Source organism: Pseudomonas sp. B21-019, from assembly GCF_024749225.1.
Taxonomy (GTDB): Bacteria; Pseudomonadota; Gammaproteobacteria; order Pseudomonadales; family Pseudomonadaceae; genus Aquipseudomonas.
In genome coordinates this window covers 2,704,390-2,731,173 of the sequence record NZ_CP087193.1, presented here as the reverse complement: position 1 = coordinate 2,731,173, position 26,784 = coordinate 2,704,390, and the positions used below count along the sequence as shown (strand labels likewise).

The following is a 26,784-nucleotide window of genomic DNA, read 5'->3' as shown; positions in this document are numbered from 1 at the left end:
CCTCCCTCAGGTTCAACGCATGTTTTCGTTGGCCATGGCATCCGGCGTGAAATAGGACGCCGAAGGTTTCGCGACTTTCTGGTACTGGACCGCCAGATCGTTGCTCGAGGAGTTGAGAAAGTAAGCCCCGGTGTCGAGGTTGTAGCTGCCCCACATGACCTGCGCGGTGAGGGCCGGCAGGTCCGGCGCCAGCAGCGTCAGCGAATACATCTGCCGTCCGAGCTTGCCCTGGGCGTCATACCCATCGGCCATCAGGATCTGCCAGGAGTCTTCGTCGATGTAGTAAGTCCGACGCGGCACCACATGGCGCTTGCCGGACTTGAGCGTGGCCTCGACCACCCAGACCCGATGTTTCTCCCAACGCACCAAGTCAGGATTGAGGAAGTTCTGTTTGACCAGGTCGTCGCTCTTGGCCAGGGCGGCGCGGTTATTGTTGTAGGCGACGATCAGTTCTTTCTTGCCCATCAGCTTGAGGTCATAGCGATCGGTAGGCCCGAACAGCATGAACGCTTCGTCGAACAGACCGACCCCCGAGGTCACGAAGTCCGGGGTGTCGTAGGCGATGTTCGGCGCCCGACGCACCCGGCGCTGGCCGACCAGATACTGCCAGGCCGCACGGTTGGCCGGGTCCAGGTCCCAATGGGTCATCAGGCCTTCGCCGGCCTTGGACGACGGCAACTCGGTCAGCAGCTTGCCCACCAGGTACTTGCCGGAAAAGTTTTCCAGGCTGCCGCCTTCGACGTAGTAGGGAAACTGGTAGGTGTACTGGGCGCGGGTCGCCTGGACTTTCTTGCCGCCGGCGGTCATCAGCCAGGTATCGAAAGGCGAACTGATGGTGTCGCCGCCCTGCCAGGACAACCGATAGTTCCACAGCACTTGCGTACCGTTTTCCGGGATCGGGAACGGAATGCCGCCATAGGCGCCGGCGACTTTCTCGCTCGCCACGTCCAGCGTGGCGCGGGTGGCATTCTTGCCGGTGTTGTCATACACCCATTGTGGGGCTGCCGCCGAGCGATGGGTCGGATACACGTCCAGGCGATAGTCCGGGTATTTCTTCAGCAGCAGCTTGGTGCCTTCAGCCAGTACGCTCGCGTACTGCTCCATGTTCGAGGCCTTGATCGAATACAACGGCTTCTCGCCGGTGAATGGATCGGGACGTTTGTCACCTGGCTTGTAGCCAGGCGCGACCTTGGTGTAACCGCCCTGCCAGGCCGGGATGCTGCCATCGGCATTGCCGGCGCGCTCGCCGCCAAGGGGTGTCAGTTCAGTCTTCAAACGTGCAGCCTGCTCAGGCGACACCGCTGCCTGCGCCAGGCTCATGCCGGCAAGGGCCAGGGTGAGGACGCAAGTGTTGAGAAATGCTTTGTTCTGCATGGCGAATCCACCTTATTAGAATGAGGTTTTCACGTAGAGCGAGACGAAGTCGCGGTCGGCCAACGACTGCCCGTAACTGAAATTGCCGTCCTCGCGCAGCCCGGCTTTTGGGGCACCGAAGAAGTTCACGTAGTTCAGGCCGACATCCCAGCGCTGCAGGTAGGTGGCCTTGAGCCCGACACTCCAGTCGCCGGAATGGGTATTGCCGAAGCCCGATTTGTTGACCGCCGAAGAGCGCCCATCGAGTACCACACCCATGCCGATCGGCACGGTCAGGTCGATCCCGTCGACAATCTGGAAGTACGCCGGCTCCACCAATACCCGCAGCGCCGTGGCATCGCGGGTGGTGTTGGCATCCAGCGCGGCGGCGTTCTCGGTCACGCTCAGGGTGCGGTTCCAGGCCAGCTCGGCCAGCGCCGAGCCGCCGTCCCAAAATGCGGTTGGCGATAACAGGTAAATCGCCGACAGGTTGGCGTGAGCGGTTTTGCCCCTGGCAAACAGTGAGTTATCGTCGCCATCGGCCTCCATGCCAGGGGTCACCACTTGTAGATTGCTCACCAGCGGCGCGTTCCAGCGCACGGAGGTTTCACCGGCAAAGTTGAACGGTCCGTAAGCGGTGGAGAAGCTGACGCCGGCAGTCTTGATGTCTTCGGCGTAGACCTGACGATAGGAACTCAGGATCGGCAATCCGGTGGCCGCAGCGGCCGTACCGTCGAGGTAGGCGTACAGGCCGGTCGGGGTTTTGTCGTGATACTGCGCAGCGTAGAAACCCAGTTCCAGCTCGGTGCCGGTCGGCTTGAAGCGGATCTGCATACCGCCCTGCCCCGAATTTCGCGGTTTCAAATCGCCGCCATTCACCGTGTCGTTGCCGAACACTTCGCGCAGTGAACCGCTGCCGTAACCGATGGCATCGATATCGCTCAGGTAGCTGCCGGCACCGGGCACATTGGAACGTTCCCACTCGAACTGGTAGTAAGCGCCCACCGACAACTGTGGGTTGATCTGCAACTGCCCTGAGATCTGATTGACCGGACGCAGGATCTCCTTGAACTGGGTCCCCGGCACGCTGAGCAACTTGACCACATCGGTCGGGCCTTGGGCATTGGCGATGCCGTTGCCACCGTAGAACAGGCTTTCGCCGTAGATCAGGCTGTGTCGGCCCAGACGCACCACGCCTTGGGAGTCTTCGCCGAGGTCACCGCGCAGGAACACGAAGGCGTCGAGAATTTCCGCATCGCGACCGTGGAGCTTGCGGGTTTCGCTGAGGAAATGCGTTTGCTCGCTGCTGTCGGTGTCCTTGTTGTAGATATCGTCGTACCAGGCTGCGCCGCTCACGCGCAGGCCATAGTTTTGCCGGCTGAGGTCCATTTCGGAAAACAGGTCCAGACGATTGGAGACCAGGCCACTGCTGAAGTTTTTATCGCCCTGACTCTGGATCGAGGGATACAGGCCGTTGGCGGTCGGTGCGTTGACCAATCGGCTGTCCTGCCCCTGAAGACGCCAGGCCTGGCTGTACTTGATGGTGTTGTCCCAACGCAGTTTCCAGTCGGAATCACCAAGGTCCATTTGCATGGCCTCGACCCTCTCGACCATCACACCGGCGCTGCATAACGCCAGAAACAGGGCGCAATGCTTGAAACGAAAGCAACGTTTAACGTTGTCCATGGACGCTCCTCATTATTTTTATTTTTGGCATGGCTTCGCCACAGGTAGTGGCTTGCGCCGCTGTCTACAGGTGTGCATTTCAGATGTAGGTGGAGGCCAATCCGCCATCGACGGCCAGGTTGACGCCGTTGATCCAGCGCGACTCGTCGGCACACAGGAAAGCGATCACCGCCGCCACCTCATCGGCATAACCGGGGCGTTTCATGCGATGGGCATCGGCCTGGGTTCGGGCCTCACCGAGCATGCTCACGAAGTTGCCGAGGATTGGCGTGAAAACCGGACCTGGCGCCACGCTGTTCATGCGCACCGAATGTTCGAGAAACCAGGGTTGGGCCTGCAGGTAATTCCAGACGATCAAGGCTTCCTTGAAATACTGGTAGCAGGTCTCGTCCGGTACCGGGTGCTCGGCCAGCCAGGCCTGCCCGGCGGCGAAACCTTCGATGCGCGCCAGTGCCTTGTGCTGTTCCAGACGTAACGGCCACTCGGCGCCGAGGATCGAGGCGATATTGACGATGCTGCCGCCTGCGTTGATGCGTGGCAGCAACGCGCTGCTCAAGTGGCGCAATCCCAGGTAGTTGACCCGCGCCAGCAGTTGCGGGTTTGCAGTGCCCGGTACCCCGGCGATATTGCACAGGCTGTCGATCCGTGCCGGTAGCTGCGCCAGCAACCGGTCAATGTTCTCGGCACTGCTCAGATCGCCCTGAACAAAACCGTCCAGGGTCATGTGCGGCGCCTTCAGGTCCACGCCAATCACGTGGGCGCCGTGGCTGCGCAGCAGGCTTGCCGTGGCCGCGCCGATACCCGAAGAGACGCCAGTCACCAGCACAATCTTGTTGTCGAGTTTCATGTTGAGTCCTCTTATTATTTTTGTGTACTCGGTGAGCCGACCTGCCTTGTCGGCCCGGCAAAACCGGCCCGTCAGAACGGGTAACGCGGCGCCTTATCCTTGACCGTCACCCATTGCCATTGGGTGTATTCATCCCAGTCGGCCGGGCCGCCAACACTGCCGGCATTGCCTGAGCTGCCGCGTCCGCCGAAGGGGTTGATGCATTCGTCGGCCACTGTCTGGTCGTTGATGTGCAGCAGACCGCAGTTAAGTTGCTCGCCCATCGCCATCGCGTGCCCGACCGAAGGCGAAATGATCCCCGCGGACAAGCCATACTCGGTGCGGTTGGCCAGGTCGATGGCCTCATCGTCGCTGGCAAAACTCACCACCGTGGCCACCGGGCCGAAGATTTCCTCGTCGAACGCGCGCATGCCAGGGCGCACACCGGAAAGCACCGTGGGTTGGTAGAAGAGCCGCTCAAACTCGCCGCCGGCTTCCAGCGTTGCCCCGGCCGTCACGCTCTCCGTGACGATTTCATGCACTCGCAACAACTGGTGCTTGTTGATCAACGGCCCCAGCACCGCCTCGCCGCGAGCGGCATTGCCGACCGTGATTGCCCGTGCCTTTTCTGCCAGCCGGCGGATCAGCTCTTGTGCAATCGACTCATGGGCCAGGATGCGTCCGGTGGCCATGCAAATCTGCCCCTGATGCAGCCAGGCACCCCACGCGGCGTTGCTGGCCGCCAGTTCAAGATCGGCGTCTTCGAGCACGATCAACGAGTTCTTGCCGCCCAACTCCAGGGCGACTTTTTTCAGATGACGGCCAGCCAGCTCCGCGACTTTGCGCCCCGCTGCGGTGGAGCCGGTGAACGCGATCATCCGCACATGCGGATCGCGGCACAGCGCTTCTCCGGCTGGCGCCGCACCCGGCAACACCTGCAACAAGCCCTTGGGCAGACCGGCCGCCTCGAACAACCGGGCAATGATGAAACCGCCACTGACCGGGGTCTGCGGATCGGGCTTGAGCACCACGGCATTGCCCGCCGCCAGTGCCGGCGCCACCGACCGCAGGGACAGCACCAGGGGGAAGTTGAACGGCGAGATCACTCCGACCACGCCATGGGGCAATCGGCGTGCATAGGACAAGCGCCCCGCTTCGCTCGGCAGAACCAGACCATGGGGTTGCGACAGCAGCCCGGCCGCCTGATGCAGCAACACGATCGCCTCACGGACCTCATGTTCACCCTTGAACAGGCTGCCGCCACTTTCCCGGGCGATGTACAACGCCAGTTCGGCAAAGTGTTGCTGGGCCAGTGCGGCAGCTTTACGAAAGATCTCTGCGCGTTCCCGTGGCCCCAATGCCGCCCAGGCCGGTTGAGCACGAGCGGCGTTCAGGCTGGCAAACGCGATGTCCGCTGCATCGGCCAAACCGGTGATGGTCAACACCTCACCGGTGGCCGGTTCGATGACGCTATGGCTGCCGCCCAATGGACGTAGCCAGTCACCATTGAAGATGCGTTCACGCCATGGCTCGTCCCGCAGAAAATCAGATGGTTCACTTACCGACATTTCGGTCTCCCGGCTCTTGTGTTTGTCATTGCCTGACGCGGCCTTGCTAAAACGATGCAAGGCGTCTGCGTGGTGAAAGCGCTAGAGCAAGGGCTGTGCCGACTTCCTGCGTCGCGCCGCATTTCAAGTGGCGAAGGCTCTGGCCTGCGGGCTGTAGAGGGGTGTCTGCGAATAGGACAAGGTGCTTGGCGTACAGCCGGCAGCTCGCCACTTGTCCAAATGATAAAGTTATGTTTAATAACTGTTTTGCTAGTTGATCATTTCGATCAGTCGACTCGCTCAGGGGCATAACAATGAACAATCCCCATTCGCTGCTTCCACATCTTGCCATGCAGGAGGAGCATTTCTCGCCCCGAGGCGACAGTACCCAACTGGCCGAAGGCAACTCACCGACCCTGGCCGAGTTGACCGAATGCCTGTTCTTTTCCCCTGTTGACGGACGTATCTGGCTCAACGACCAGCGCATGCTGTTATTGCACAGCTCATCCTTCGGCGCGCTGCGACGGGAAATTATCGAGCGCCAGGGACTGGAACAGACCCGCGGCCTGTTTACCCGCACCGGCTATCTCTCCGGCGCGCGCGATGCGCGGCTGATCCGCGAGCGCTGGCCAGACGCCGACGCCGCCGCGGTTTTCTCGGCCGGCACGCGTCTGCATACACTCGAAGGCATGACCAAGGTCGAACCCCTGCACTTCAAATTCGACGCCGACTCGGGCTTCTATGAAGGTGAGTTTCTCTGGCACCACTCCTGTGAGGCCGACGAACATATCGCCGCCTACGGGATCGGCCAGGATCCGGTGTGCTGGACCGAACTGGGCTATGCCATCGGTTATGTCAGCGGGCTGTTTGGCCGTCTGGTGATCTTCCGCGAAACCGAATGCCGGGGCATGGGCCATGAGAGCTGCCGGGTAATCGGCAAGACTGCCGAGCAATGGGGCGATGTCGAACAGGACCTGAGTTATCTCACTGCCTCACCCTCAAGCGCCGCGCCCAAACAGCCTCAAGCCCCGGCGCCCGCCCCCCAGGATGACGACAGCGAAAACCCCGGCGGGCCAAAACCGATTGGCGCCAGCGCGGCCTTCAATGCCGCCACCCTCGCCTTGCAGCGCGTGGCGCCGACGCCCGCCACGGTGTTGTTCAGCGGCGAGTCCGGGGTCGGCAAAGAGTTGTTCGCCCGTCAGTTGCATCAGTTCAGCCCACGCCATCAAGCACCTTTCGTGGCGCTCAACTGCGCCGCCATCCCGGATAATCTGATCGAGGCTGAGCTGTTTGGTGTCGAGCGTGGCGCCTACACCGGCGCGACCCATTCGCGCCCCGGACGCTTCGAGCGCGCCCAGGGCGGCACTCTGTTTCTCGACGAAATCGCCAGCCTCAGCCTGCCGGGTCAGGGCAAGTTGCTGCGTGCATTGCAGGAGCGGGAGATCGAGCGCATCGGCGGTGGCCAGCCAATCAAGGTCGACGTCCGGGTGGTGGCGGCGACCAATGTCGACCTGCGCAAAGCCGTGGCGGCCGGAGACTTTCGCGAAGACTTGTTCTACCGGTTGAATGTCTACCCCATCGTGCTGCCGCCACTGCGCGAACGTCGCGACGACATACCGTTGCTGGTCAACGCGTTCCTGCGCCGCTTCTGTCAGGCCTACGGCCGCAAACCCGCTGGCCTGACCATGCGCGCACTCAAGGTGTTGTTGCGCTATGACTTTCCCGGCAACGTACGGGAATTGCAGAATCTGGTGGAGCGCGGCCTGATCGCCAGCGAAGACGGCCAAGCCATCGACCTGGTCCACCTGTTTCGCAACGAACCCATGCCGCAGGATGCGTACTCGCTGGACGACAATGGCAGCCTCGCCGCAACCGACCAAAGTCCCGCCGGCACACAGCCTCGCCCTGCCTTGCTGGAAACCCTGGCTCGCCTGGAGCACGGCTTCTCCATTGAAGGGCTGGAGTCGCGCCTGATCGATGAAGCGCTGCAAAAAAGCCAGGGCAATCTGGCCGCTGCCGCGCGACTGCTGGGTTTGAGTCGTGCGCAGTTTGCCTATCGACTGAAAAAATACCGACAGGCATCAGCTTGATTCAGGCGGGTCAATGCACGCTGAACAATGCGTAAAAGATTAATGAAATTAACTATATAGCCTGAGGACTCTCGCCATCAGCCAACGAGACTTTTCGCTTGCGGGATAAACGCGCACTACAGAAATTAGCGCTTTAAAAGTTTTACTCGATTAAGTATTTTGCATGGACGATTGGGCGACATGCGCCCCCTTTTATTCATCGCGACAAGGGATCAACCGTGAGCGGACTGCGTGAACGTCAGAAGGTCGAACGACGCCAAGCCATCAGCAAGGCAGCGATCGAACTGTTCGAGCGTCAAGGTTTCCAGAACACCACCATCGAACAGATCGCCAACCAGGCTGGGGTGTCGGCGCCTACCGTGTTCAAGTACTTCGGCAACAAGCAGGAAATCATCCTGGAGATCCTGCACGACGCCGACCAGCGCGCACTCAAGGACACCCGCTGCCAGATTCCTGAAATAGAAGATCCGGTCGAGGCCCTGTGCTACCTGGAACGCCTGCTGACTGGTTACGCCCTGGAAGTCATGCATCCCAGTCTCTGGCGTGAACTGTTGCCACTGATATTGTTTGGCGGCGACAACGAACTGCCCGAAGGCTATCGCGCCATGAACGATGCACTCAGGGCTGAAATCAGCGGGTTGCTCAGAGAACTGCAGCAGGCCGGCAAGCTGCGCGCCGACCTCAACGTTGACCTGGCCGCCTTCCTGTTGAACGACTACTCACACCTGCAGTTGTTCAGGCTGGTCAACCAGGAACAGCCGGACATCGAGTCACACTCCGCCCAGGTAAGGCGTATCACCGAGCTGCTCTTTTACGGAATGCGGGCCTGAGAACGCCAGCCTCCTCCCAGACTGGCTGCAGGCTATAGCGCGAGGCGCGTCATTGCTGGCGAGCCCGGCGTCGCGACGCCGGGCCACGATGATCAGCGATTGGTCTTGATGGTGGTCCAGGTGCGGGTGCGGATCCGCTCCACGGCTGCCGGCATGGGCTCCAAAGCGAACAGTGTTTTGCGCGCTTCGTCCGGCACATACATGTTGGGGTTATTACGGATCTCGGCGTTCACCAGTGCAGTGGCGTCCTTGTTCGGATTGGGGTAACCGATCTTGTTGCTGATCCGGGCAATGACGTCAGGGCGCAGGATGTAGTTGATGAACTCATAGGCCTCTTTGGTATGGGGGGCGTTGGCCGGCACCATCATCACATCCGACCACATCGGCGCGCCTTCCTTGGGTAACGCCATCTCCACCCTGACGCCCTTGCCGGCCGCATCGGCCAGTTGCTTGGCCAGCGCCACGCCACCCGACCAGCCGACGGCTACGCAAATGTCACCGTTGGCCAGGTCCATGCCGTAGCGTGAGGAGTTGAAGTAGGTGATGTGCGGGCGAATCTTCATCATCGCCGCCTGGGCCTGCGGGTAGTCCTCGCGCTTCTGGCTGTTGGGGTCGAGGCCCTTGTAGTGCAAGGCGATGGGCACGATTTCGTTGGCCGCGTCGAGGAAACCGACACCGCAACTGGCCAGCTTGGCGAGGTTCTCTTCCTTGAAGATCATGTCCCAGGTGTTCATCTGCACATTGGCGCCCAGGATTTGCTGAACCTTGTCGACGTTGTAGCCGATCAGCGTGGTGCCCCACAGGTACGGTGCCGCGTAGCGGTTGCCAGTATCACCGGCAGCTTCCAGGGTTTTCATGAACTCCGGGTCCAGGTGCTGCCAGTTCGGCAGCTGGCTGCGGTCCAGGGGCTGGACGGCACCGGCGGCGATCAGGTGACTCAGGTTGGCGCTGCCCGGGTACACCACGTCATACCCGGAATTGCCGGTCAGCAGTTTGGACTCCAGGGTTTCGACACTGTCAAAAACGTCGTAGATCGGACGGATGCCCGTTTCCTCCTGGAAGCTCTTGAGAATCTCAGGTGGCAAATATTCGATCCAGTTGTAGATCCGCACCGTGCGCTCTTCAGCCAGACACACACCGCTGGCCAGCAACGACACTACAGCGCCCAACAAGGTGTTACGCAAAAACGTGTTCATGGTGAAGCACTCCTGCGCGGCCGCGAAGGCTCGCGGCACTTAATAGCGGTAGGTGAAGTACAGTTCCAGCGCGCTGAATTTCTGGTCATCGCCGAACACTTGCTTGGCGGCGGCCAGCGGCTTGACCCAGTTATAGGAGAGCGACGTATAGAACGACGGCGTCGGGGTCCAGTCGAGGAAAACCACACTCTCATCGGCAAAGCGCCGATCGCTGACGGGTGCCCCCATGTAGTTTTTCTCATCCAGCCAGAACTGATAGTGGATCGCACCGAGGGTCAGCGTTTCATTGAGGTGGGTCTTGAGCGAGAACTGCTGGACGTTTTCGTTGCTGTTGAACAGCAGGTAATTGCCGACGACATCCCCCACCAGCCAGGTGCTCCAGTCGACGAAGCCCTTGCTCAGTGACTCCCAGGCTTTCTGCCGGTTGTCGGCGAGGTTGTCGTCGCCGGAAAAACTGGCGTAGCGATAGCCGATCACCGGGGTCAACGGCAACGTGTTGAAGGCGTAATCCGCCTGACCGTACCAGGCGTTGGCATCGTAATCCACGCCTTCACCACTGCCCCGCTCCACGGCGTATTCGGCATTCAGGGTCAGGTCCGGCACGCCCGGTACTTTGGCCTTCAACGCACGCACGTTGTACACCTGCATCCCGTCCCGGCGTCGTGGCAGTGTACTGCCCTTGGGCCCCAGCGCATTGACCTTCATCGCCATGGCCCCCAGTGTCACCTGGTCGTCGAGGTTGTAGTCCAGGTTAGCGCCGGTCATGCGGAAGTCACCCAGATCGTCATCGACCCGCAAGGTGAAGGCCTGGGTTTTCAATGCGCCATGATCCCAGGCCAGAATGGCCGAATCCTTGAAGGCAGTCCTGGGACCAAGCCAGTAGGCGCCGTCCTTGAGTTGGTCGAGGTTACCGTCCATCACGATGAAGCCAGTGCCGATCATGTAGTTCTGGCGACCGGCAGTCAGCGTCCACTCGCCGCTCCGGAAACCGCCGTAGAGTTCTTCGGTGGCCACCTTACCGTCAGAGCTGCGAGTGAAGCCGCCGGCATCGCCATCGCCAAAGGTGGTCGCCGCCACCAGCGAGCCACCGGCCAACAGGCTGAAGTCTGGCTGCAGGGCGTATTCCAGCTTGACGCCGGGTTTGACGTAGAGCTCCTGCCAGTCGATTTTCGTACCGCCATTCTTGCCGCTGCGCGCATCGACGCGGCCGCTGCCGAAGTTGACGTTACGGGTGGTAAGGGTCGCACCACCGGCGGTGAAGTTGACCTCACCCTTGAGGTTGCCATCCTCGAAGGTGTAGCCCGCCAGCGCGACTTGGGCGGTCAGGGGTAAGCCGACCGCTAAGAGCGTTCGAGAGAAACGCGTCATGAAAACCATATGAAGCTCCTGTGTGATTATTGTTGTTACAGGGCAGTGAATGGCGGCGCAGAGCGCCGCCAACACCTGGCCGAGCCAGGCGAATAGGACGCAAATTTCTTGTCTTTATGGGGCGTTTCAGTGGCGAAGATGCGCGGCGATGGCACGCAGCATGCGCACGCTGTCAGCATCGAACGGGCTGACAGCCTCGGTCAGCGATGACTGTTTGACGATCACCACACCGGACGGCTTATCGACGAACAAGTATTGGCCGTGGATACCACCGGCCATGATCGCCTGGCTGTGGTCGTTGAAGACGTACCACTGGCTGCGGTAGGAAGCGTCAGGCGTCCATTGGGAGAACTCGGAGTTTTTGGCGTAGATCGCCGGATCGGAGCCGGCAACGATGCGTGCAACCGTCTCGGTCGACAGCAACTGCAGCCCATCATGGCGACCGTCGTTGGCCAGCAGCCGACCGAACCGCGCCATGTCGCGCAAGGTGGCGTTGAAACCGGCACCGGCGACGCTACGCCCCCAAGGGTCGGCCATGAAGTAGCCGTCGCGCTCACACCCCAACGGGCTCCAGAGGTCTTGCAGCAATTGATTGCAAGCCTTGCCCGAAGCGCGCTCCATGACCCAGGCCAGGGCTTCGGTGGTGGCGGTCACGTAATGGAAAAAGCCGCCGTGACTGCCGCGTTTTTTCAGCGACGGCAGGTACTGATACAGCGACTCGAACTGAGCGTACTGCGCAGGTGCCGGCTGGAAACCGCAGGCATAGCCGTACTGCGAGCTCTCGGAGTTGGGATCGTCATAGACTTCGCTGTAATCGATGCCCACGGCCATGTCGAACAGCTGGCGCACCGTGGCATCGCCAAACGCGCTACCCAACAGTTCGGGCACGTAAAACGCCGCCGGCAACTCCGGATTGAGGATGCCATCGCAGACCAGTTGCTCCCCCAGGGTGCCGATCAGCGACTTGGTCACCGAGAACATGACGTGCCGGTCCCGGGGACGCTGGCCGTTGAAGTAACGCTCGAACAGCACGGTGTCGCCCTGCATCACCAAAAAGGCGTCGGTCTGACTGGCCACCAGATGATCGATGACACTGACGCTCAAGCCACATTCACTGTCGAAGTGCAGTTCATCCAGCGCTTGTGGCGCTTCCTTCAAGACGCTGACCGGTCCGCCACCCGCCTCCACATCAATGGAGGGACGCAGGCGCGCCAGATTGCGGAACCCCCACTGATTGAACGGTGGACGCATCCAGTTGTTCCAGGTGACGCGGCGTTTCGGCTCGGCCGGAAAACCCTGCATAAACAAAGGCGCCAAGCGCCTGTCGAGTGACGCTTCATTCGTCTCGATGTAAAGACTGGCCAGCAACGGCACGGTGTTCTGACTCATCGGGTTTCCCCTGCAAAATGACTCTGCGTGAAAGCAGATGCAGGGAAATAATTACCCGGTATTATTTTTTAGTCAATAAAACATTTATCAGATAAAAATATTTTGGCGCTGTGCTTTGATGGGGGGCAAACACGGCGTTCAGCGCCCGCTACTCCTGCGTCAGCCCTGCCAACCGGTGGGGTAATTGGGTGCTAAATGCCCTCGCAGGGTGCTGACACCAGGCGTAGGATCGATACGATGACTGCTTATCACGCATCGTTGGAAGGTGACTTCCAACCCATCTGCATTCACGTGCAAACGCAAGACATTTACCGCCGCACTGTAAGGCCGCGCGACCCTTCGCAGTACAAGGGCCGTGTTCTCACAACAACAAAAGCGAGGTGAAATCATGTCTGGTAATCGTGGTGTCGTGTATCTCGGCGCAGGCAAGGTCGAGGTGCAAACCATTCCCTATCCGAAAATGCAAGACCCGCGCGGCAAGCGCATTGACCATGGCGTGATCCTGCGCGTGGTTTCGACCAATATCTGCGGCTCCGACCAGCATATGGTGCGTGGCCGGACCACGGCCCAAGTCGGGCTGGTGCTTGGCCATGAGATCACCGGCGAGGTCATCGAGAAGGGCCGTGACGTGGAAAACGTGCAGATCGGTGACCTGGTATCGGTGCCGTTCAACGTCGCCTGCGGCCGTTGTCGCAGTTGCAAGGAACAGCACACCGGCGTCTGCCTGACGGTCAATCCGGCGCGCCCCGGCGGTGCCTATGGCTATGTGGACATGGGTGACTGGGTTGGCGGCCAGGCCGAATACGTGCTGGTGCCGTATGCCGACTTCAACCTGCTGAAGCTGCCCGACCGCGACAAGGCAATGGAGAAAATCCGCGACCTGACCTGCCTCTCCGATATCCTGCCGACCGGCTACCATGGCGCGGTGACCGCCGGTGTCGGCCCTGGCAGCACGGTGTATATCGCCGGTGCCGGTCCGGTCGGACTGGCTGCTGCCGCCTCCGCCCGTCTGCTGGGTGCGGCGGTGGTGATAGTCGGCGACGTCAATCCGCTGCGCCTGGCGCATGCCAAGGCCCAGGGCTTCTAGATCGCCGACCTGACCCTGGACACTCCGCTGCACGAGCAAATCGCCAACCTGCTCGGTGAGCCGGAAGTCGATTGTGCGGTCGATGCGGTCGGCTTCGAAGCCCGTGGCCACGGTCATGACGGCGCGCAGCACGAGGCCCCGGCCGATGTGCTCAACGCGCTGATGGGCGTGGTGCGGGTCGCCGGCAATATCGGTATCCCCGGTCTGTATGTCACCGAAGACCCGGGTGCGGTCAACAAAGCCGCCAAGCATGGCAGCCTGAACATCCGTTTCGGCCTCGGCTGGGCCAAGTCCCACAGTTTCCACACCGGCCAGACCCCGACGATGAAGTACAACCGTCAGCTGATGCAGGCGATCATGTGGGACCGGATCAAGATTGCCGAGGTCGTCGGTGTGCAGGTGATCAGCCTGGACGACGCGCCGCGTGGTTACCACGAGTTCGATGCCGGGGCGCCGAAGAAATTCGTCATGGATCCGCACAAGCTGTTTACCGCGGCCTAAGAAGCAGGTTAAGAAAAGGGCAGCTTTGAGCTGCCCTTCTTTATGGCCGTTTATAACGTTAGAAACAGCGCCGAGGTCCAGACTCGGGATTGATCGCGCTGCCGGGCGCAGATGAACAATGGGTGCTCACGGCCCGGTTGCAGATTCAACCGGGCAAGCTCGATTTGCCCTTGCAGTTCTCGAGGCAGCGGTGCATCGGTTGTCCTTTCGAGGGACACCTTCAACTCCGCGCCCGGCAGCTCTTCAATCACTTGCGATTGCGCCAGCAACGCTTCGCCGGACAACTCCATCAACACCGTCGGCGCATGCACGTAAGGTTGCGGCTCAGACGGGTCGCCAACCTTGATGTAGTTATCGATGCGGCTATGAACCTGCAGCGTGGCGCCGGCCAATTGCGACAGGTCGATTTCGATGCTGTCGGTGTCGCCATTGGTGTCGGTGCGAAATGCCAGAACCGTTGCATCCTTGCGCCATACGGTTTGCTCGGGATGATCGAGCCCCAAGGCGCGAAAGCCGTTGATGACCGCACCCGTCACCCGAATCTCGCCAGTCCAATAGGCGCCGCGATAACGATCCTTGATCCGTGCGCCGCCCAAACGCAGCCGAATGCGCTGGCCGGAAAACCCCAGTTCCTGGTGCAGGTTGCGCGACCAGATAAGTTTGTCGCCATCGAACAGATCGACCTGCTCCCAGCCCGCCTCTCCGAGCAGTCGATAGTCCAGCGTGGCATTTGAATCAGCGGTGAAAACCTCACCCATAAAATGCTGGCCCTGGCGCAGGCTGGCAAATGAACGTTCGCCGGTGGTGGCAAAAGTGCGACGGGCGCGAAGTGCCTTGCCAACACTGGCTCGATCGAAGGTCTCAGCCACCACGCCGGTCAGCCCGCCGCGAGAGCCGAACACCGCTGTGGCCGGAACACCGCCGCCGCAACGCCCCTGATGCTCATCGCTGTTGGCCGCGGCGCCAACCCGATAACCACGCTGAAGCGCTTCGGCGTAGACCCAATGGAACTGCCCCCAGGCCGAACCGACCTCGATCAGGCGCTCCAGCTCCGGATGGTGCCAGTCGAGGTTGCAACGGCGCCCACCGACGTGAGGCATCATCAAATGCCCTTCGGGGTCCTTGGCATAGGCGGCATACAACTCATCCACCGGCCAGGCACCCGGCTTGATGGTGCCGGCGGTGAACTCGTTCCACTCGAAGGAACGCACCAATCGCCCTTGATTGTCGAAGGGAAACTCGGGTTTGCGGTCATGCAGGAACACCACATTACGGTCGCCGCCCGCGCAAGAATTGCCGCACCATTCGGTGCCGGGATAGCAAACAAATCGTCCTGGTTCATTGAGTTCGTGAATCAGCTTGACCGCCTGATCCCAGCGCTGCTCGGTGATATTGAAATCATTGGCGGTGTAACCGAGGACATCGAGCCCGGCGACATCGCGACCGTAGCTGAGGTTGTACAAGGTGTCGTTGGTGCCCACCGTGTCATCGGAGTGCACATGCAGGTCGGCGTACAGCGGGCGCAATGCGGTGCCGGCCGGATCGACCGTGACAAACGCCTGAGCGGCGCGCACAAAAGGTGCCGCCACCGCGGCCGACAAACGCCACTCCCCCACCGCACCGAGATCAAAACCCTCAAGCCGGGCAGTCGCCCAGCCTTCAGTCGCTAAAGTGAACGGTTGTTGTCGCTCGCCCCCTTCAGGGTCAACGAGGGTCAGGACACCCTTGAGCGGCAAGTTGCGGCAGGTATTGCCCCAGGCATCATCAACCCTGAGCAGTACGTCGAACGCCTCACCCGCGCTGACCAGACGAGGCACGACCAACTGCACGCTCTGCGCCGGTCCCGGCACGATGTTCAGCAGCGGATCACCCGGCACCTCGGCAAATTTCGAGCTGCCCAGCGGGTCGATGAACAAACGGAAACGGAAGTCCTTCTCGACAAAACTCTGCACCCGCGTACCCGCGCCGCCCTGACGACGATCGCCCAGGCGAATGATGATTTTGTCTCCCGGATTCAGGTAACCGTCGATGATGTCGATGATGATTGCTTTCTGAAACGGCCGTTCATGGCCCTTCTGGTCGAAGCGCGCTTTCAGATGCTGCACAGAGGCCTGGCTCTGACCGGGGACCAGCTCGCCGGCTTGATACTCGGCGCTGACATAGTTGGGGCCAGTCGGATTCGACGTCTGGAACAAGGCCCAGTCGGAGTAGAACTTGAAGGCCAGTTTCAGCCAGGCGCCGTCCGCCAGGCCGCTGCCACCCACCTCGTAGACCAGGGTGATTTCATCCCATTGACCGGCAATCAGCGTGTCACGATCACAGTGGATGCGGCCCAGAAACGGGCGTCTTTTGTTGCGTTCGTAGAGGCCTTGAGGGGCAATGTAATGCCCGGCTTCGCGGGGATCGAAAACGTTACTCACATGACACCTCGTGCAGTGGTCCACTGAAGGTTTGAAGGGGGTTGAAATCAAATGACGATGCTTATTGCACTCGCCATTTCTGGTAATGACGCTCGATGCGCCTGAATACAAAACTCTCCATCAGCCAGGCAATCAGGCCGATCACGACAATGCCCAGCAACACCTGGCTGCTGTTGCCGATCTGCCCACCCGTCGACACCATCCAGCCGATGCCCTGGGAAGCACCGATCATTTCCGCCGCGACCAATGCCCTCCAGCCCTGGCTGAAGCCGATGCGCAAGGCCGCTGTCACGAAGGGCAACGAGGCCGGCAGGTAAACGTGAGCCAGCAGTTGCCAGGAATTGGCGCCCAAGGTGCGTGCCGCGCGGACTTCACCACCGCGGATGCTCTGCACGCCCTCCTGAATGGTCACGGCCATGGGGAACATCGCGGCAATGAAAATCACCAGCACGATGGAGACATAACCCAGGCCAAAAATGATCATGATCAGCGGCGCCCAGGCAATCGGCGGAATGGCCATGAACAGGCTGTTGAGCGGTGAGATGAAATCGCGAAACCGCGAAGACAGGCCACCGGCAGTACCCAGCAGCACCGCAACGATCACCGCCGCGCAGAAGCCGCCAACCTCTTCAAGGACGCTGGCCTGCAGGTGCTGCCACAGCGAACTGTCGCCCAGCCAACGCACAGCCTCGCGGGCGACATCCCATGGCTGCGGCAGGATGTAAGTGGGAAAGCGGCTGGCCAGGGCCATCCAGATCAACAGCAGGCATGGCAGCGACGCCCATCCCCAATTCGGTTTTGGCAAGGACATGACAGACTCAGCGCGAGGCTTTTTCCAGGTAGGAGGTGTCCACGATCTGTTCGGTCTTGAGCGTGGTATCGATAAAGCCGAGGTCGTGGGAGTAATTCATCAGGCGCTGGATGAATTGGATATCCGCAGGCTGCAAGTCCGCTGACCAACCCAACCGGGTACGTGCCTGGGCGACGATGGTTTGCGGGGCGATGGTCTTGCCGTCAGCACCTTGCACCGGCTCGAGCTTGAACGCCTCGGCGATGATTCGATTCGACTCATCGGGGTGCTCGTTGAGAAAGGCGATGGCCTTGCGGTGCGCACGCAACAGCTTCACCACATCGTCCGGTCGTTCCTGCAAGGTTTTCGGTAACGCGATCACCACGTACCACGGGTAGTTCGGCAGTGCCTGATTGACGTCGAGCAGAATCCGGCTCGACCCGCGCAGCAACGACTGGCTGACAAAGGGTTCCCAGGAAAACGCCGCATCGACAATGCCGCGCTCCAGCGCCGCGTTCATATTGCCGGGTGGCATGTCGATGATGTCCAGATCCTTGTCAGGATTGAGCCCGGCCTTTTCTTTCAGCACATAGCCGCGCAGCAGCACATCCATGCCACTGCCCTTCTTGACCCCGGCCAGTTTTTTCCCCTTGAGTTCATCCAGGGCGGTAACCGGACTCTTGGCGTCGACAATCACCGCGGCCTGACCGTAATTGACCTTGGCCAGAATCCGGCTTTGCAGCCCCCGGGAAAACCACTGATACACCGGCGGCGTACCGACATAGGCCACATCCAGCTCGCCAGCGGCCAATGCCTGCTGGATCACCGGACCATCGCCCAAGGCCTTGAGATCGACATTCAAGCCTTCCTCGCGGTAGTAACCCTGTTTGTCGGCGATCAACGCCGGGGCGTTGGCCATGGCGAATACGTAACCCACACGCAAGGGTTTCTCTTCGCCAGCCACGGCGAATACGCTGCTGGCCAAGGCGGCAACAGACAAGGAAAGGGCAAGCAGCGAATGTTTGATCATGCTGTCAACTCAGGTTGGCGGGTTGGGTAAGCGGAGGCTGTAGGCACTTCCATGACCTGGGAAATGCGCTCCATCAGCTCATTGCGGTAATCGAGAAAGGTCGGCAGGCGGCGGGTTTTCAGGTTGGAGCGAGGGCGCGGCAAATGAATATTCAGTTCGCTGTGGATACCGCCGGGGGCGATGTTGAGCACGATGACCCGATCCGCCAGAAACACCGCTTCGTCGATATCGTGGGTAATGAACAGCACCGTCTGACCCAGTTCAGCCCAGATGCGCAAGGTCTCTTCGTTCATGCTGTTGCGGCTGATGGCATCCAGTGCAGCGAATGGCTCATCCATCAGCAACACGCTGGGCTCCAATGCCAGGGTCCTGGCCAGGGAAACCCGCTGCTGCATGCCGCCAGAAAGCTGATGCGGCAACCGATGCGCGGCATTCTCCAGACCGACCAGACGCAGATACTGCAAGGCTTGAGAACGCTGTTGCGATTCGTTGATCCGGGCCGCCATCCGCAGGCCGAAACGGACGTTTTCCAAGGCACTCAACCAGGGAAACAACTGCGGCGCCTGAAACACATAACCCAACTCCGAACGCTCTGGACGCACCGCCGTCTGGTTGATACTGATCTGACCGCTCTGGGGTTGCTGAAAGCCTGACAACAAATTCAGCAAGGTGGTTTTCCCGCAGCCGGATGGCCCCAGGATCGCGACGAATTCACCGGGTCTGGCGTTCAGACTGAAAGAGGAAAACACGCGATGGCCATTGGGGTAGCTGAAGCTGATGTCATCGACCGTCAGCGCGTCGGCTTGCTGCTGTGCGTAAGGGAGGGTTTTGAACATGGCAAGTGTCGTCAGGTCGTTTACAATGGGAATGCCTGGCATAATACGTATTAATACAAGTAGTCCCAATAACCTATTTTTATAACCTTAGAAGTGAAGGCGCACCGCCCTCCTCCAAGGCCATGGAAACCGACAGTGTCTACGTCCATTCTTCGCGACAGCACCACCTCACTCTACGAACAGATTGCCCATCAATTGCTGGAAGAGATTCAACGCGGCGACTTTGAGCCCAGCGGCAAGCTGCCGTCAGAAGCGGAGCTGGGCAAACGCTTTGCAGTGAGCCGCGTCACCGTTCGCCTGGCGGTGGGCAAGCTCAGCGATGACGGCGTGGTCGAGCGCAAACAAGGCAAGGGCACCTTCGTGGCGGCCAAACAGGTGCGGCACGGCCTGGACGCGTTGCGCAGTTTTCATGAAGCCTTGTTGCTGCAAGGGCTCGAACCGAGCATGCGCGTCATCAGCCATACCCTGCAGCCGGTTCCAGAGGCATTGCGTGGTTTGTTTGAAGAAGCGGACGACTGCCTGCTTCTGGAACGACTGCATTTCGTCGATGACGAACCCATCGCACTGGGCCGCAGCCATTTACCGGCCGAATTGGCCAGCGTGGTCTGGACTGAAGTCGAGCATCAACCGATCTACTCCATTCTCGAGTCGATCACCGGCATGGCGGTCACCCGCGCCGATCTGGCGATCCGCGCGCAAGAAGCCGATAAAAACCTGGCCAGTGCCTTGCACATCAAACGTGGCGCGGCACTGCTGGTCATGGAGCGCACCTCCTGGTTTGCCGACGGCCGCTGCTGCGACCGTACGACCTTCTACATCCGCCCGGAACGTTATGCCTTTGTTCTCAGTGGTGTCTTTAAGTCCAGACCCGCACCGGCACAACCGTGATGAGCTTGCACCGGGCCTTCGCGGCCTGCTTCAGTGACGTGTTCCAGGGTGCCGACATACACTTCGGTCCTGGCCTGGGCGCAAAAAAAAAGCAGAATGACTGGAATCGGGTATTTCTAATTTTTTTTAATCATTTTTATTTTCTGACTATATATATAGTCGTTGTTTCCATAGCGAATTCGTTGCGCCATATCGAATCTACACCAAAAGGAATTTACATAATGACCTCTAACGAAAGAGGACTTTCGGTGTAGTCAACCCAACTAGAGAAATAACATGTCCGTCAACCTCGTCATCAGCTTTAGTGTAAAAGAAGAAAAACTGCAATCGTTCAAGGACATCATGAACGACGTGAAGATCAATCTGCCGAAGGTGGACGGCTGCCAATCGGTCAAGATCCTCAACCACTTGGAAAATCCGCTCGCGTTCACGCTGGTGGAAGCCTGGGATTCGCGTGAAATGCACAGCACCCACGTCGACCAGATAGTCTCGAGCGGTCAATGGAACGTCATCGTCGAGCATCTGAGCAGCGCGCCGGTCAGTGGCTACTTCAGCGAAGTTTGATGCCGTAACGTCAGCGGCCGGGCGCTGCTGGATACCAGCCTGTCCAGATGGGGCGGCCAATTTGTCGAGAAACCATAGCAATGACACTCGAAGTAGTACCGGCAGCGCTTTACTCGATGCGCAACGTAAAGCCTGTCCTTGCTGACGGTAGCTCGTCCATCCTCCATAAAACGCTTGGAACGAACCTGGAAAACAAGGCGATCTATATCGCCACGCCGTTGATCGTCTACATCAAGCAGGGCAAGCAGATTATTCGCGACTATGACGGCATGGCCAATGTCGTCGACGAGAATCATCTGATTTTCCTCTCCAAAGGCGTGTACACGGTATCGGACTACGTCACTGGCAGCGATATCTTCGAGGCGGTGCTGCTGTTTTTCGACGACAAGCTGATCGCCAAGTACCTGTCGCATGCGGTCGGCGCAGGCAATTCGCACACGGACAGCCAGCAGAAGAAGAACGTGCACGGCACCTATACCCTGCATGCCAACGAACAGATTCAGCGCTATATCGATTCGCTGAATTATGTCTACAAGGGTGCGCAGGGCTCTGACGCGCTGCTGGAGTTAAAGCTGCTCGAACTGCTGCACCTGATCGCCATCCAGGACAAGTCCTTGCGTTTCCTGCGCGAACTGTTCGGCGACGGCAACCGCAAACGCCGCCTCATTACCGACTTCATGGAGCAGTACTATTCGCACAAGCTGAAGATTGAAGACTATGCCCTGCTGACGGGACGCAGCGTCTCGACCTTTATCCGCGACTTCAAGCGCAGCTACAGCACTACTCCGAACCGCTGGATTACCGAGAAAAAAATGGACATCGCGCACCAGCTATTGACGGATAAAAATTATTCCGTCACCGACGCGGCTACGGAAGTGGGATATGAAAATATCTCCCACTTCATCAAGGTCTACAAGCAACGGTACGGAGTCACGCCGAAGAAAGCCAAGACCTTCGCGGCAGAACTGTAGCGCACGATTTGCGCTGCTTTCGCAGTCAATCAATATGAGCCCTCGGAGTCTCGGAAGGAGACTCCCCGAACAATGCCCGGTAATGCGCGGCGAAGTGGCTCAGGTGAAAAAAACCCATCTCGACGGCAACCTCTCCGACATTGATCTGTGCAGCGTGCGTGGTGATCAAACGACGGCGAACGGCATTGAGTCGCAGGTTCCTCAAATACTCGACCGGACGCGTGCCGGTAACCGCCTGAAAACTGTTCTGCAACGTTCTGCGGCTAACACGCAATTGCTCACACAGATCAAGGATACTCAGCGGTGTGTCACCGCTGGCATCAGCCAGTTCTTGGCATTTTTTGACCAGGTAGGCGCTGACGGCAAAGTTGCCCCGACGACAACGCACTTCATCCGAGGCGTTGCTGAAAAGATCAAGGAGGGCGTTGTGCAGCGTGTCTTCGAGCATTTTTTCCGAAGCGGCACTGATTGCGCCCTTCTGTTCCAGCAGGTGGCGAAACAGCGGATATATCCGTTGCTGCACGCGCAGTAAAACGGCGTCATCGACGTTGATCTGCGGCACCGACTTCAAGCGTATGAGCTGATCGTTCGAGAGTTCGAACGCGGCCAGTTTTGCAAACCTGACAGTGTCGACGTTAATCGCAAAAAAATGAGTACCCTCCGGCGCGTGCAAGACAAACTCCTCACCATCACGCAACAGCACCACGCTATGTGCCCCTACTTGGTGCCCTTGCACGACCGGAGCATTGCCGGAACCTAGCGACATGGCGATGCAAAAGCGTCCTTTCGGAGCACAGCCGTGCTGGACAACACGCTTGTCCAAAACCTCCTGAAAAATCTGGAAGCGGTCCGCCGAAACCTGCTTCAGCTCGCTGGAAAGACAACCACGCCCCAGCTGGTCATAAATCTGTTGCCAGCCGAGGATGGAGCCAGCATGTTTTTGAGGATCGTTGAACGTACGAACTTCGGTGAACATGATCATCTTTCCTCAGATGCCGTGATTTTTTATCGGCAAATACTGGAGTGCTCGATCATCCATGACAGTAGAGTCAGTCAGGTTGCGCCGGAAGGCGCCTTGAAGCCTAAAGCCAATACCGTGCCAAGCATGTGTAGCCGATACTGGCCAGGCTGGATATTCATCGGTGGCAATAACGCCCCGGACAAGATCACCTGTCCGGCCTCGAGCGGATGACCGTCTGCCAGCAATCGCCGAATCAGCCAACACAGGTTTACCAACGGCGTATCCTTTCGCTCTTCAGTATCACCGCCCCCGTACATCATTTCTTCGCTTTCCAGGCTATAGGTCACACTGGCGTGTTGAACCGGATCAAATTTCTGGACTTGACCCATGCAGTAGAATCCCGCCGCTGCGTTGTCGGCAAGAAAAGCCCCGGCACCAAAACTCCAGCCCTCCCAGCGACAGTCGGCAATCTCAAAGGCCGGCGCGACTTCGGCGATTGCGGCCAGGATCTCATCATCGCTGTAGTCCCCTGGAGTCAGTGAATGGCCCACGACAAAAGCCAGCTCAACTTCCAGTTTCGGTTGAATCAATAGCGCCAGATCAACAGAGCCTTGCGCCTCAACACGCATGACATCGGTCAATGCACCAAAAACCGGTTCGTTGAGACCAAAGCGCTTCTGGGCGGCAGCGCCGGAAAATGCAATCTTCCACCCGGTCAACTTCTCTCCCGACATCAAGCGCTGGTTCAGTGCCAGACACTGGAGAAAATAACCGTCGAGTACGTCGAGTGCTTCATGATCAATTGGCGGCAAGGCCACAGCCGACCGGGTCGCATCGCGCAGCTGCGTGATCAGACTTTTATTTTTAATCTGGTTCATGACAACTGCCTGGCGAGTTTGACGAGCACGCTATCCAGCCGTTCAGGCGTGGTGATTGCCGCAATAAAGCGGTCGGGACGCACGACTACAATGCAGTCTCGTACCGTGGAGAACCAATCACCCAGACGATTATCAACGTCCTCCACACTGATGGCTCCCACACTGGTAAGCGGTTGATTACGTTCCCCGCTGCGTGAGCGATTGACCTGAATGAACTGCGTGTTCCAGCGCGCCCAGTAGGCTGCCGACTGTTCGCTGAGGTGCTCACTCGGATTGACCCGATAACCGAGCACCGCGTAAGAGTCGCCGAGTACTTCATCCAGTCGCCGCCTCTGTCCCTGCGCATCTTCTACGTAGGGTTGCACGAACAATTGGCCTACCAGATCACCTTCGAGCAACTCTGCCCGCTCGTGATAAACCAACCCTTTGGTGATGGTCGCTTTGGGTTTGAACTTGAACTCAAGCAGGTGTGAGCGCAGGTTATCCACCGTGTTGACGGCCTGGAACAACCAGTCACGGACCCCCGCCATCAGCGGATTGGTCAGCCCTAACACCGCTCCCATATTATCGGCCAGGCCGATCAGGTCCGTGGCATGACCACGACGCTCCAGATCGTAGCTGGCAAGAATGGACGCATTGGCCCGTCCCTGAATGATGGCGGCCAGTTTCCAGACCACGTTGGCGACATCGCGCAAGCCTGAGTTGAGCCCCTGCCCGGCCCATGGCGGTGAAATGTGTGCGGCATCCCCCACCAAGGCAACGCGCCCTTCGACAAATCGAGCGGCGACCCGAGAGTTGTGTGTATAGGCCCGGATGCGGACGATATCCAGCTGTTCCTCCGCGTCGCCGATATGCCCACGAATCAGTGTCCGGATAGTCGCCTCTTCGCACATCTGCGCCTCATCCTCGCCCTCCAGCAGCATGAACTCCCATCGACGTTGCCGGTACGGCAAGTAGATACAAACGAAGGGACGTTGCGGGTCGGCATGCAATGCGGTGTAAGGCGCATCAAGCTGGTCGTTGCGAGTGTCCACCACCACCCATTTGCGTGGGTGGGTCATGCCCAACAACTCGATACCGAGCTTTTTACGTACGCTTGAGCGTCCACCATCGGCACCGATCACATACTGGGCGTGCAACTGGTATTGCTCACCCGAGGCGTCCCGAACCTGCAAGGTCACGCCCTCGTCGTCCTGCACCAGGTCGAGCATCTCATGCCCCTGGCGCAGTTCCACTCCCGCGTATTTTCCCAGCGCCTCACGCAAGGTGCCTTCAAGCATCTGCTGCATGAAAATGTTGCGCATCGGCCAGCCATAATGGGCGGTGCTTGGCTTGACCTCGGCGAAGCAAACACCGCGAGCGTTGTAGTAACGCAACGGCACATCGCAAATCATGTCGCGCACCGCGAGATCTGCGACGCCGATCCCCTGCAGCACACGCAGCGCTTCATCATCCATGCCTACCGCTCGAGGATAAGGCAGGATGCCGTCGGAGAGTTCCAATACGACGCAGTCGACACCATACAAGCCCATGTAATGAGCCGCCGTAATCCCGTTGGGACCACCGCCCACGATAACAACCTGGGTTCTCTCCTGCTTCATCGTCATTCACCGATTTCTTGTAGTTGTTGTGTAGGCAGACCCTGGAGGTAGTGCAACACGACACGGTTGAAAATTTCGCCCTGATCATCATGCACGTAGTGGCTGGCGTCAGCGATCTCAGCAGTCTGCGCCAATGGGTTGGCAGACTTGATCGCTGCAAGCGTCGCCGCAGGAAGAAAGTCTGAGCGAGCCCCACGAATAAACAGCGTTGGGCAATCCAGAGCTCGCACCGCCGGCCACAAATCCGTAGGCGTTATGCTCAGACGGGCCTGGGCAATGCCCTGCTGATCGTGGCGCCACACGATGCCGTTGTCCGTTTCTTTCATGGAGTGAGCCAGCCGTGAAGCCAAGCCCTGCTCCGACAATCCGGGGCGCGATTGTCGCCAGAAGCTGCGGGCGCTTTCCCAGTCTGGAAACAGCAGTGGGGTCTGGCTCATCTCGCGACGAATACGCGCAGCGCCATCGCCACTGATCGACGATCCGGGACCGATATCCTCAATGATCAATGCCTGCAGTCGTCCAGGATTCAACCGCGCATATTCCAGGGCATTGGTGCCGCCAAGGGAGTGCCCGACCAACACAAAGCGCTGCAAGCCCAGATGTGCCACCAGATCCTCGAGATCGCTGACATAAGACTCGGTTCGATAGCTGGTGCTCGGTGCCCAGTCACTCAAGCCCCGGCCACGCTGATCCAGCGCGTAGCAGCAGTAACCATCGCCCAACGCCTCGACCAATGAATCCCAGGTTTGAGCGTAAGCCCGAAGTCCGTGCAAGAGCACCACCGGGATACCTTGCTCACTGCCCCAACGCAGGTAATGCAGGCGCAGTGAAGAACCAGTGGTGAAGTAACAGCTTTGTGCAGTCATCGGCATACTCCCCCGCAGTTGACCGGGCCTTAAACCAGGCCGTCGTTACCCTTGATGTCCTTGGCTTGCAAACCACCAAGACGCGCATGCAATCGGCCGCGAGTGGCGAATGCCCAGATGATCACGACTTCATCGGGTGACGGACCATCACCAAAGGACAGGGAGATGCTGTCGTAGTGCGAACGCACGTAGAGCGCATCTTTGTGCGCCAGTGGCACATCGATCGTGGCGCCCGGACCACCGCGTTTGCCCGTGGACGGCACCCAGGATTTGCCCCCGCCCAAAGCAACCCGGATCGGATCGGCTGCGGGGTTGGTGAGAAACGCGTTGCCATGCTCGTATTCGCCTTGGCTACCCACCAGGCAAGCTTTGCCATAACTGACAATCTTGTGTTCGCCGGCCAGTTCCTGGATGCGTCGACCGAACTCTTCACCCAGCAGCGGCGACGGTTCCACCAGTTCGGCCAGGCTCTCGCTGTAACGGCCGGCGTACGGGTTGTGAATCACTGCAGCGACGGCGTACTTGAACAGCGGCTCACCGTCAGCCAGTTGCCCGCTTTCGTTGGCCAAGGTTTCTTCGGTGAAGCTGTACCATTTGCGGATGTGGTAACTGGCAAAGTTTTGCGCTTTCATCAGGTTTTTCTCTTCTTAAAGTGGGTCGAGATCAAAGTTCCGGCTCGGCGCGCCGGCCGCCTTGAAGCGGGCCTTGCCCCGTGCGTCGTCGTGCTCGGTCTCGAGGAAGAATTCCATGCGATTGCCATCGGGGTCGTTGAAGTAAACACCGTTGCCGATTTCATGATCAGTGATCTTCACCACCTCGACCCCTTTGCTGAGCAACATGCCGTAGAGCTGGCGCAGGGTGGTGAAATCACCGGCGATTTCCAATCCGTAGTGCTGCAATCCCAGGCCACCTTGATGGGCGCCGGGCTCGGCACGGATCAACGCGATGTCATGGTGTTTGCTACCAAACGCCATCATGACCCAGCTATCGCCCCGGGCACTTTCATGCATGCCCAGGATGTCGGCGTACCAACGCGCCGAGACATCAGGATCACTCACCCATAGCGATAAGTGAGTACGAACGACTTCGACTTTCATCGCGCGATA

The 26,784-nt window shown here is 59.3% G+C and carries 22 protein-coding genes and 1 pseudogene; 6 read left to right on the top strand and 17 right to left on the bottom strand.

Annotated features, from left to right (window positions below; translation table 11 throughout):
• Positions 1-12: 12 nt before the first annotated feature.
• The 4 genes from LOY36_RS12365 to LOY36_RS12350 all read right to left on the bottom strand — a co-directional run bounded on the left by LOY36_RS12365 (position 13) and on the right by LOY36_RS12350 (position 5,433).
• Positions 13-1,374, bottom strand: a complete 1,362-nt coding sequence (locus tag LOY36_RS12365; protein WP_258673802.1) for a DUF1329 domain-containing protein — start codon at positions 1,372-1,374, stop codon at positions 13-15.
• 15 nt (positions 1,375-1,389) lie between these two features.
• The gene (locus tag LOY36_RS12360; RefSeq protein ID WP_258673801.1) at positions 1,390-3,039 is read right to left on the bottom strand and encodes a DUF1302 domain-containing protein; all 1,650 of its coding nucleotides are present in this window, start codon (positions 3,037-3,039) and stop codon (positions 1,390-1,392) included.
• A 79-nt stretch (positions 3,040-3,118) separates the two neighbouring features.
• Positions 3,119-3,886, bottom strand: a complete 768-nt coding sequence (locus LOY36_RS12355; protein WP_258673800.1) for a coniferyl-alcohol dehydrogenase — start codon at positions 3,884-3,886, stop codon at positions 3,119-3,121.
• Positions 3,887-3,957: 71 nt separating this feature from the next.
• Positions 3,958-5,433, bottom strand: a complete 1,476-nt coding sequence (locus tag LOY36_RS12350) for a benzaldehyde dehydrogenase (protein WP_258673799.1) — start codon at positions 5,431-5,433, stop codon at positions 3,958-3,960.
• A gap of 293 nt (positions 5,434-5,726) precedes the next feature.
• On the opposite strand from LOY36_RS12350, the gene LOY36_RS12345 reads away from it, so the two are divergent.
• Positions 5,727-7,502, top strand: coding sequence for a sigma-54-dependent Fis family transcriptional regulator (locus LOY36_RS12345; RefSeq protein ID WP_258673798.1), 1,776 nt, complete (start codon positions 5,727-5,729; stop codon positions 7,500-7,502).
• Between the two features lie 218 nt (positions 7,503-7,720).
• Positions 7,721-8,332, top strand: a complete 612-nt coding sequence (locus LOY36_RS12340; RefSeq protein WP_258673797.1) for a TetR/AcrR family transcriptional regulator — start codon at positions 7,721-7,723, stop codon at positions 8,330-8,332.
• Positions 8,333-8,424: 92 nt separating this feature from the next.
• Here LOY36_RS12340 and LOY36_RS12335 read toward each other — a convergent pair whose 3' ends face one another.
• The 3 genes from LOY36_RS12335 to LOY36_RS12325 form a co-directional block, all read right to left on the bottom strand.
• Entirely contained in the window at positions 8,425-9,528 is a 1,104-nt protein-coding gene (locus LOY36_RS12335; protein ID WP_258673796.1) for a polyamine ABC transporter substrate-binding protein, read from the bottom strand.
• A 39-nt stretch (positions 9,529-9,567) separates the two neighbouring features.
• Positions 9,568-10,905, bottom strand: a complete 1,338-nt coding sequence (locus LOY36_RS12330) for a hypothetical protein (protein WP_258673795.1) — start codon at positions 10,903-10,905, stop codon at positions 9,568-9,570.
• Positions 10,906-11,022: 117 nt separating this feature from the next.
• A complete protein-coding gene (locus LOY36_RS12325) occupies positions 11,023-12,285 on the bottom strand; it encodes a serine hydrolase (RefSeq protein ID WP_258673794.1) in 1,263 nt (420 codons plus the stop codon).
• 388 nt (positions 12,286-12,673) lie between these two features.
• Here LOY36_RS12325 and fdhA point away from each other — a divergent pair.
• Positions 12,674-13,873 (top strand): annotated as a pseudogene (gene fdhA, locus LOY36_RS12320) (formaldehyde dehydrogenase, glutathione-independent).
• 50 nt (positions 13,874-13,923) lie between these two features.
• On the opposite strand, the gene LOY36_RS12315 reads toward fdhA, so the two are convergent.
• The 4 genes from LOY36_RS12315 to LOY36_RS12300 all read right to left on the bottom strand — a co-directional run bounded on the left by LOY36_RS12315 (position 13,924) and on the right by LOY36_RS12300 (position 18,949).
• The gene (locus LOY36_RS12315) at positions 13,924-16,293 is read right to left on the bottom strand and encodes a hypothetical protein (protein ID WP_258673793.1); all 2,370 of its coding nucleotides are present in this window, start codon (positions 16,291-16,293) and stop codon (positions 13,924-13,926) included.
• A gap of 61 nt (positions 16,294-16,354) precedes the next feature.
• Positions 16,355-17,104 (bottom strand): ABC transporter permease, encoded by a 750-nt coding sequence (locus LOY36_RS12310; protein WP_258673792.1) that lies wholly within the window; start codon positions 17,102-17,104, stop codon positions 16,355-16,357.
• A gap of 7 nt (positions 17,105-17,111) precedes the next feature.
• Complete coding sequence (locus LOY36_RS12305) at positions 17,112-18,113, bottom strand: ABC transporter substrate-binding protein (RefSeq protein ID WP_258673790.1); 1,002 nt, start codon at positions 18,111-18,113, stop codon at positions 17,112-17,114.
• Positions 18,110-18,949 carry an ABC transporter ATP-binding protein gene (locus LOY36_RS12300; RefSeq protein ID WP_258673789.1) on the bottom strand — a complete coding sequence of 280 codons (840 nt, stop codon included), beginning with the start codon at positions 18,947-18,949 and terminating at the stop codon, positions 18,110-18,112. The genes LOY36_RS12305 and LOY36_RS12300 overlap by 4 nt, the downstream gene beginning before the upstream one ends.
• A gap of 135 nt (positions 18,950-19,084) precedes the next feature.
• Between LOY36_RS12300 and LOY36_RS12295 the strand changes: the two genes are divergently transcribed.
• The 3 genes from LOY36_RS12295 to LOY36_RS12285 all read left to right on the top strand — a co-directional run bounded on the left by LOY36_RS12295 (position 19,085) and on the right by LOY36_RS12285 (position 21,372).
• The gene (locus tag LOY36_RS12295) at positions 19,085-19,837 is read left to right on the top strand and encodes a GntR family transcriptional regulator (RefSeq protein WP_258673788.1); all 753 of its coding nucleotides are present in this window, start codon (positions 19,085-19,087) and stop codon (positions 19,835-19,837) included.
• A 276-nt stretch (positions 19,838-20,113) separates the two neighbouring features.
• The gene (locus LOY36_RS12290) at positions 20,114-20,401 is read left to right on the top strand and encodes a putative quinol monooxygenase (RefSeq protein ID WP_258673787.1); all 288 of its coding nucleotides are present in this window, start codon (positions 20,114-20,116) and stop codon (positions 20,399-20,401) included.
• A gap of 80 nt (positions 20,402-20,481) precedes the next feature.
• On the top strand, positions 20,482-21,372 hold the full coding sequence (locus LOY36_RS12285; protein WP_258673786.1) for an AraC family transcriptional regulator: 891 nt from the start codon (positions 20,482-20,484) through the stop codon (positions 21,370-21,372).
• A 25-nt stretch (positions 21,373-21,397) separates the two neighbouring features.
• Here LOY36_RS12285 and LOY36_RS12280 read toward each other — a convergent pair whose 3' ends face one another.
• The 6 genes from LOY36_RS12280 to LOY36_RS12255 form a co-directional block, all read right to left on the bottom strand.
• Positions 21,398-22,348, bottom strand: coding sequence for a helix-turn-helix domain-containing protein (locus tag LOY36_RS12280; protein ID WP_258673785.1), 951 nt, complete (start codon positions 22,346-22,348; stop codon positions 21,398-21,400).
• Positions 22,349-22,425: 77 nt separating this feature from the next.
• Positions 22,426-23,211: a 2-keto-4-pentenoate hydratase gene (locus LOY36_RS12275; protein WP_258673784.1), complete on the bottom strand. Its 786-nt coding sequence runs from the start codon at positions 23,209-23,211 to the stop codon at positions 22,426-22,428.
• Positions 23,208-24,812: a bifunctional 3-(3-hydroxy-phenyl)propionate/3-hydroxycinnamic acid hydroxylase gene (locus LOY36_RS12270; RefSeq protein ID WP_258674176.1), complete on the bottom strand. Its 1,605-nt coding sequence runs from the start codon at positions 24,810-24,812 to the stop codon at positions 23,208-23,210. Before LOY36_RS12270 ends, LOY36_RS12275 begins: the two co-directional genes overlap by 4 nt.
• Positions 24,813-24,814: 2 nt before the next feature.
• Positions 24,815-25,678, bottom strand: coding sequence for an alpha/beta fold hydrolase (locus LOY36_RS12265; RefSeq protein ID WP_258673783.1), 864 nt, complete (start codon positions 25,676-25,678; stop codon positions 24,815-24,817).
• 29 nt (positions 25,679-25,707) lie between these two features.
• Positions 25,708-26,310, bottom strand: coding sequence for an amino acid synthesis family protein (locus LOY36_RS12260; RefSeq protein WP_258673782.1), 603 nt, complete (start codon positions 26,308-26,310; stop codon positions 25,708-25,710).
• 15 nt (positions 26,311-26,325) lie between these two features.
• Positions 26,326-26,775: a VOC family protein gene (locus LOY36_RS12255; protein WP_258673781.1), complete on the bottom strand. Its 450-nt coding sequence runs from the start codon at positions 26,773-26,775 to the stop codon at positions 26,326-26,328.
• Positions 26,776-26,784: the final 9 nt, after the last annotated feature.

Bases quoted from the DNA above. Each gene is read 5' to 3' on its own strand.
- LOY36_RS12280 (WP_258673785.1), bottom strand. From the start codon at position 22,348: ATGTTCACCGAAGTTCGTACGTTCAACGATCCTCAAAAACATGCTGGC.
- LOY36_RS12360 (WP_258673801.1), bottom strand. From the start codon at position 3,039: ATGGACAACGTTAAACGTTGCTTTCGTTTCAAGCATTGCGCCCTGTTT.
- LOY36_RS12345 (WP_258673798.1), top strand. From the start codon at position 5,727: ATGAACAATCCCCATTCGCTGCTTCCACATCTTGCCATGCAGGAGGAG.
- LOY36_RS12270 (WP_258674176.1), bottom strand. From the start codon at position 24,812: ATGAAGCAGGAGAGAACCCAGGTTGTTATCGTGGGCGGTGGTCCCAAC.
- LOY36_RS12285 (WP_258673786.1), top strand. From the start codon at position 20,482: ATGACACTCGAAGTAGTACCGGCAGCGCTTTACTCGATGCGCAACGTA.
- LOY36_RS12305 (WP_258673790.1), bottom strand. From the start codon at position 18,113: ATGATCAAACATTCGCTGCTTGCCCTTTCCTTGTCTGTTGCCGCCTTG.
- LOY36_RS12310 (WP_258673792.1), bottom strand. From the start codon at position 17,104: ATGTCCTTGCCAAAACCGAATTGGGGATGGGCGTCGCTGCCATGCCTG.
- LOY36_RS12290 (WP_258673787.1), top strand. From the start codon at position 20,114: ATGTCCGTCAACCTCGTCATCAGCTTTAGTGTAAAAGAAGAAAAACTG.
- LOY36_RS12265 (WP_258673783.1), bottom strand. From the start codon at position 25,678: ATGACTGCACAAAGCTGTTACTTCACCACTGGTTCTTCACTGCGCCTG.
- LOY36_RS12350 (WP_258673799.1), bottom strand. From the start codon at position 5,433: ATGTCGGTAAGTGAACCATCTGATTTTCTGCGGGACGAGCCATGGCGT.
- LOY36_RS12275 (WP_258673784.1), bottom strand. From the start codon at position 23,211: ATGAACCAGATTAAAAATAAAAGTCTGATCACGCAGCTGCGCGATGCG.
- LOY36_RS12260 (WP_258673782.1), bottom strand. From the start codon at position 26,310: ATGAAAGCGCAAAACTTTGCCAGTTACCACATCCGCAAATGGTACAGC.
- LOY36_RS12330 (WP_258673795.1), bottom strand. From the start codon at position 10,905: ATGGTTTTCATGACGCGTTTCTCTCGAACGCTCTTAGCGGTCGGCTTA.
- LOY36_RS12365 (WP_258673802.1), bottom strand. From the start codon at position 1,374: ATGCAGAACAAAGCATTTCTCAACACTTGCGTCCTCACCCTGGCCCTT.
- LOY36_RS12355 (WP_258673800.1), bottom strand. From the start codon at position 3,886: ATGAAACTCGACAACAAGATTGTGCTGGTGACTGGCGTCTCTTCGGGT.
- LOY36_RS12300 (WP_258673789.1), bottom strand. From the start codon at position 18,949: ATGTTCAAAACCCTCCCTTACGCACAGCAGCAAGCCGACGCGCTGACG.
- LOY36_RS12255 (WP_258673781.1), bottom strand. From the start codon at position 26,775: ATGAAAGTCGAAGTCGTTCGTACTCACTTATCGCTATGGGTGAGTGAT.
- LOY36_RS12335 (WP_258673796.1), bottom strand. From the start codon at position 9,528: ATGAACACGTTTTTGCGTAACACCTTGTTGGGCGCTGTAGTGTCGTTG.
- LOY36_RS12325 (WP_258673794.1), bottom strand. From the start codon at position 12,285: ATGAGTCAGAACACCGTGCCGTTGCTGGCCAGTCTTTACATCGAGACG.